This window comes from uncultured Corynebacterium sp. (assembly GCF_947253065.1).
GTDB lineage: Bacteria > Actinomycetota > Actinomycetes > Mycobacteriales > Mycobacteriaceae > Corynebacterium.
Map to the genome: position 1 here is coordinate 1 of NZ_CAMXWS010000071.1, position 4555 is coordinate 4555.

5 protein-coding genes are annotated in these 4555 nt (G+C 58.8%); 2 read left to right on the forward strand and 3 right to left on the reverse strand.

What is annotated here, in order from left to right; genetic code table 11:
• Positions 1–67 precede the first annotated feature (67 nt).
• Positions 68–1318: a UDP-N-acetylglucosamine 1-carboxyvinyltransferase gene (murA, locus tag Q0X21_RS10025; RefSeq protein WP_297851733.1), complete on the reverse strand. Its 1251-nt coding sequence runs from the start codon at positions 1316–1318 to the stop codon at positions 68–70.
• A gap of 73 nt (positions 1319–1391) precedes the next feature.
• Positions 1392–2231 (reverse strand): acetate metabolism transcriptional regulator RamA, encoded by an 840-nt coding sequence (ramA, locus tag Q0X21_RS10030; protein WP_034666312.1) that lies wholly within the window; start codon positions 2229–2231, stop codon positions 1392–1394.
• Positions 2232–2528: 297 nt separating this feature from the next.
• Here ramA and cysK point away from each other — a divergent pair, with 297 nt between their 5' ends.
• Positions 2529–3473 (forward strand): cysteine synthase A, encoded by a 945-nt coding sequence (gene cysK / locus Q0X21_RS10035; RefSeq protein ID WP_297851734.1) that lies wholly within the window; start codon positions 2529–2531, stop codon positions 3471–3473.
• 87 nt (positions 3474–3560) lie between these two features.
• Complete coding sequence (gene epsC / locus Q0X21_RS10040; RefSeq protein WP_034666316.1) at positions 3561–4154, forward strand: serine O-acetyltransferase EpsC; 594 nt, start codon at positions 3561–3563, stop codon at positions 4152–4154.
• 12 nt (positions 4155–4166) lie between these two features.
• On the opposite strand, the gene Q0X21_RS10045 is transcribed toward epsC, so the two are convergent.
• Positions 4167–4454, reverse strand: a complete 288-nt coding sequence (locus Q0X21_RS10045; protein WP_102723562.1) for a GNAT family N-acetyltransferase — start codon at positions 4452–4454, stop codon at positions 4167–4169.
• Positions 4455–4555: the final 101 nt, after the last annotated feature.

Consider the following 4555-nt stretch of genomic DNA (forward strand, 5'->3'; position numbering starts at 1 on the left):
CTACACACACCCAACCAACAACACAAACCAGCAGGTGAGAGGGGTTAATTCGTCGATAAGCGAGTGGCTATATGCGGCGCACCTCGGCACCAAGATTATTAAGGTCTTCAACGAAGTGTGGGTAGCCACGATCGATATGTTCGACGTCATGCACGACCGTCTCCCCGTCAGCCACGAGACCAGCTAAAACAAGGCCAGAGCCGGCACGAATATCGGATGACCATACTTCCGTAGACGACAGGCGCTCTACCCCACGAAGGACCACGTGGTGCCCATCAACGGTGGCGTCCGCGCCCAAGCGCATCATCTCATCCACAAAACGGAAGCGTGATTCAAAGACGTTTTCCGTAATCACAGACGTTCCTTCAGCGACGGCACTCAACCCAATAGCCATGGGCTGCAGGTCCGTGGGGAAACCGGGGAACGGCAAAGTTTGATAGTCCACGGCTTGGGGGCGGCCATCCATGCGTACGCGGAAGCCATTGTCGTAGGTCTCCACATCGGCGCCAGCGTTCTTCAGCTTCGCCAAAGCGAGGTGAAGATGGCGTGGCGCAATGCCAACCACGGTGACATCACCACGCGTCATCGCGGCAGCATAAGCCCATGTGCCGGCTACAATACGATCGCCGATCACGGTGTGTTCCGTGGGATGGAGGGATTCCACACCATCGATGGTGATGGTGGAAGTGCCCGCGCCGGTAATACGCGCACCCATAGAGTTGAGCATGTCGCAAAGATCGACAATCTCCGGTTCACGCGCAGCATTATCCAGCACGGTTTGCCCCTCGGCGAGGACCGCGGCGGTGAGGATATTCTCCGTCGCACCGACGGAGGGGAAGTCCAGGTTGATGCGCGCACCGTGCAGGCGACCGGCCCGAGCAACGACGGCGCCGTGCTCAATATGGGTTGTAGCACCGAGTTTCTCCAGGCCAGACTGGTGCATGTCTAGTGGGCGGGAACCAATTGCATCACCACCTGGCAACGCCACAACCGCCTCACCACAACGTGCAGTCAACGGACCCAAGACGGCCACGGAGGCGCGGAACTGCCTCACAGCATCGAAATCTGCGCGGGAAGACAAATACGCCGGGGTGTGGATGCGCACAACCGTGCCCTCAATCTCTACATCACACCCCAAACCTTCAAGCACCTTCTGCATCAAAGGCACATCAAGGATCTCCGGGCAGTTATTCAGAGTTGTCGTCCCCTCCACCAACAGCGCAGCGGCCATCAGCTTCAACACACTGTTTTTTGCGCCATCAACGCGCACAACCCCTTCGAGGCGGGCCCCACCTTGAACAAGAAAACGCTCTTTCACGCGATCCAGGGTAGTGAAAACTTTGACAAAAGGCGGTTCCAAAGCACCCCAGGCAAGGTTTAAGGCTTAGGACTTAAGGTAGCGCCCCAATCCGGCGCGCAGCGTTCACAGCCTCATAGCGGGTGTGTGCCCCCAGCTTGCGCATCACGCTACGCAGGTAGGACTTCACGGTCTCTGCACCAATGCCCATTTCTTCGGCTGCCTCCACGTTGGTGTGGCCCAGGGCCACGCACGAGAGAACATCCAGTTCACGTGCAGATAGCTTCGTAGACTGCTTCACACGCACCGGCGCGACCATCTGGTCGCACAGCTGCTCAAGCTCCTTGCGGATCAGCTCATCTTCAACACGGTTAGCCAACATCCGCAGCTTGGAATGGGTCGCACGGACTTGCTCCCATTCCGCACCATTCATCACGCGGCCAGCTTTGGCGGTGCCTTTGCCACCCTCGACGCGCCGTAAAGCCGAATTGACCGCAAGGTCCTGCTCGAGCGTGCGCGCAGTCATAGTGACCTCCTCGATCACCTTATCCCCCAAACGAACCGGAGAGTGCACGCCCACATACAGCACGCCACGAATCTCACGCTGCACAATCACCGGCACAGCAACCACAGAATGAAGGCCCTCATCCTGAATCGCACGATCATGCTCATGCGAAATAACACTCGCGCGCAAGTAATCAGACACCCCCACCGCACGGCGCGTAGACACCACACGGCCACCCACGCCCTGATTCTGATCAATCACCAAATTCTGCAGAGCTGGCGTACGCAGGCCAATCCACTGGGTGATCTGAAGGCGATTATCAGCAAGAAGGGTGCCATACATCGCCACCGGGATACCGGTAGCCGTCTTCAGTGCAGTAAGCGACGCTCGGATCGCATCATCGTCGTCCTTAACCCCTTGCGCGTCCATGTTCTCTCCTTCTTTGGCCGTCGCATCGCCCCCGTTCGAGTGTCCCCGACGGAGAAAGGGCATTGCCCGGATCCGGCCCGAAAATGCCCTAGTTGAACAAACTGCCCCCATCTTAACGGTTAATCGGGGGTGACCAAATCCAAAAACTATGCGCAAGAGGTACGCAATCGCTTATCGACGCTACCCCCGCCACCCCGCGCAAACCATCCGGTTCATCCCCATTGAACAACTCGGTCTAGATTTTTGCGGAGGGTCGTGTACGATCGCATGTCAACCGCTGTTCAACAAAGGAGAAAAATGGGAAAGATCTACAACAACATCCTAGAAACCATCGGTGGCACACCCCTCGTCGAGCTTAAAGGCATCACCGAAGGCACCAACGCCGCACAGGCACGCATCCTGGGCAAACTCGAATTCTTCAACCCCGCCAACTCCGTGAAAGACCGCATCGGACGCGCAATTATCGACGCTGCTGAGGCCTCCGGTCAGCTCCAACCCGGCGGCACCATCGTCGAAGCCACCTCCGGCAACACCGGCATCGCCCTCGCCCTCGTCGGCGCGGCACGTGGCTACAACGTCATCCTGACCATGCCGGAAACCATGTCCGTTGAGCGTCGCGTCGTACTGCGCGCCTACGGTGCCCAGATCGAACTCACGCCGGGTGCGGCGGGGATGAAAGGAGCCGTCGAAAAGGCGAATGAAATCGTCGAACAAACCGACAACGCCATCCTGGCCCGCCAATTTGAGAACGAAGCAAACCCGACCGTCCACTACGAAACCACAGGCCCCGAGCTGTGGACGGACAGCGACGGGAAGATCGACATTCTTATCGCCGGCGTCGGCACCGGTGGCACCATCTCCGGTGCCGGCAAATACCTGAAAGAGCAGAACCCGGATATCAAACTCATCGCAGTAGAGCCGTCCGCTTCCCCGCTCCTGTCCGAAGGTCAAGCTGGTCCGCACAAAATCCAAGGCCTCGGCGCGAACTTCGTGCCCGCCACCTTAAACCGCGGGATCATCGACGAAGTGATCACCATCTCCAACGAAACCGCCGTAGCCACCTCCCGTGAGCTCGCCCGCAAAGACGGCATCCTCGGAGGGATCTCCAGCGGTGCCAACGTCGCAGCCGCCCTCGAGGTCGCGTCACGCCCGGAGAATGCCGGCAAGACCATCGCCACCGTCATCTGCGACTTCGGTGAGCGCTATATCTCCACCATCCTCTACGAGGACATCCGCGACTAAACTCACCGTTACCTGGCCCTCTCGCGCATGAATCTAAACCCCACGCGCGAGGGGGCCGCTTCTTATGCGCTGTTAAAGTGGACTCCCATGTTCAAGGTGATCCAAACAATCCGTGAGGACCTCGAAAACGCCCGCCTCCACGACCCCGCAGCCCGCGGCGATCTTGAGAACGCGATTGTCTACTCCGGCCTTCACGCCATCTGGATGCACCGCATCTCACACGCCCTGTGGACCCGAAACATCAAAGGACCAGCGCGCATCCTGGCGCAATTTACCCGTTTCCTCACAGGCGTGGAGATTCACCCCGGTGCCACCATCGGCCGCCGCTTCTTCATTGACCACGGAATGGGCATCGTCATCGGCGAAACCGCCGAGATCGGCGACGGTGTCATGCTCTACCACGGCGTCACCCTCGGCGGACAAGTCCTGACTCAGACCAAACGCCACCCCACTATCGGCGACAACGTCACCATCGGCGCTGGCGCCAAAGTATTAGGCCCCATCACCATCGGTGAAGGCTCCGCGGTCGGTGCGAATGCCGTTGTGACTAAAGATGTTCCGCCCAACTGCATCGCCATTGGCATCCCCGCCAAGTGCCGCCCCCGCAAGAGCGACGAACGCCAGCACCTTGTCGACCCAGACGCCTACGTCGCCGGTAACAACGACAACACCAGCCGCTAAGGCACTTCGCCACTACTTCAACAGGTCTTTGTAGCCCTCGTTCTTCTGCACAAAGTGTTCCACTGCAGAGCAGGACGGGATGATCTTCTTCCCAGACTTCCTTGTGTCGTTGAGGGCAGCTTGGATAAGGGGCGCGGATAAACCACGCCCACGGAAAGCTGGATCGATGACGGTGTGGTTGAAATCGCGGACACCACCGTCTTCGTAGTAATTCGCAAACCCAGCCTGCTTACCGTCAACCGTAATGACGTAGCGGTGATGCTCTAGGTGGTGCTCGATCTCGTAATTCGTCTCACTCATGCACCCGAGCGTACGGAAAACCCCGCGCCGATGACGCGGGGTTAAAATGTGGCCAGAGCCAGGATCGAACTGGCGACCCCACACTTTTCAGGCGTGTGCTC